1 protein-coding gene is annotated in these 1,460 nt (G+C 44.1%); it reads right to left on the bottom strand.

The features are described 5' to 3' along the window. Positions 1-39 precede the first annotated feature (39 nt). Positions 40-1,364 (bottom strand): IS3 family transposase gene (locus tag PUT07_RS35285; RefSeq protein WP_379241376.1). Its coding sequence is split into 2 segments (ribosomal slippage): positions 40-989 and positions 989-1,364, totalling 1,326 coding nucleotides; the frame shifts between segments, so codons are not numbered across the junction. Positions 1,365-1,460: the final 96 nt, after the last annotated feature.

The following is a 1,460-nucleotide window of genomic DNA, read 5'->3' as shown; positions in this document are numbered from 1 at the left end:
TGAACTGTGACCCAGAAAGTGGACGATTAAAAAAGAACCTTATGCTGTCAATAGATGACTTCTGTATTGATCAGGGGTCATCTTTTTTAATGTCCACTGGTACCTTGCTGAATTGTAATAGTGGATATACTCTTCTACACGATTTCGTAGCTCCTCCAATGTCTTGCAATCTGAAAGATCGAGTTCATCCTTCATATGACCGAAAAATGACTCCATAGAGGCATTATCCCAACAGTTTCCTTTGCGAGACATCGACTGGCGAAAGCCAGCCTGGCTTACCTTTTGCCTAAACGTAGGATGGGTATAGTGGATCCCTTGATCTGAATGAATCATGGCCTCTGGATGAAGGTTATCACCTAAACGTTCCATGAGCCTATCAAGGGTTCGTATCGACAAAGAAACGTCGAGACTTGTAGACAGACAATGAGCGGGCACTTGACGTGTTGAACCGTCTTTCACAACGGATAAGTAAGCGGTCTGTCCACTCCCATAGCTCAAATAGGTAATGTCCGTTAGGAATACTTTATCTGGCTCGGCTTGATCAAACTTGCGTTGCAGCAAGTTTGGACACGTTGCGTGTTCATGAGTGGCCTTGGCCATCTTACGATACGGATTGGCTCTGCGGACCGTGGCTACCAGATTATACTTTTTCATTAGCCGTCTGATTTTCTTATGATTCATAACTACATGACTGAGCTGCTCCAGCCGCATTTTGATCACAAGCGCTCCAGCCCTTCCACGCAATGCTTCAAAGTGCTCTTTAATGAGACTAGCGTCTTTCTCGTCGTTATATTCACGATTCTGCCTCGTCTCTTCCGCACTCAGCCAACGATAATACCCACTTACGCTTACCCCTAATAACTTGCAAAGATACCTTGTCATACGCTTTATACGATGCAATAGGATGGTAGAATAGACGATCTGAAAGCGCTCGGAACACGTCAGGACTTCCGTTTCTGTCTTTCGAGCGCTTCGAGCTTTTTTAAGAGATCATTCTCTGCCTCTAAGAGCTTTATGCGAGCTTCGGCACGTTTTAACTGTTCCTCAACGGATAAATCCTTTCCAGATGGTCTGCCTAGGGAGCCCTTTCCGCGGCGTTCCTCCAGTAAGCCAGATTCCCCATATGCAGCGTATGTAGCCCTCCAACGCTTCAGACATTGTTTCGGGTGCTCATGTCCAATGATATCTAAATAGAATCCAGCTTTTAAAAATATCTCTTGAGGAGTATTTCCCTCCAGATAGGATAAAACGGCAGCTAACTTAAACGACGGTTCATAAGTGATCGTTTTTTCCGATACATGTCGAACATTAGGGTTGTACTCGAGTTGCCTCATATCCAATTCTGTAAATAATTTATTAGCCATCCCGATACCTCGCTTCTTTTATAACCTCATTAAAACATAGAAAGACCCGTAGGAGACACTTTTTTTAAAAGTGTCTATCCTACGGGTCACAGTTCA

Origin of the sequence: Paenibacillus sp. MAHUQ-63 (genome assembly GCF_028765165.1) — a bacterium.
Lineage (GTDB): Bacteria > Bacillota > Bacilli > Paenibacillales > NBRC-103111 > Paenibacillus_E.
The sequence above is the reverse complement of the archived record's forward strand: the minus strand, read 5'-3'. Positions and strand labels throughout refer to the sequence as shown.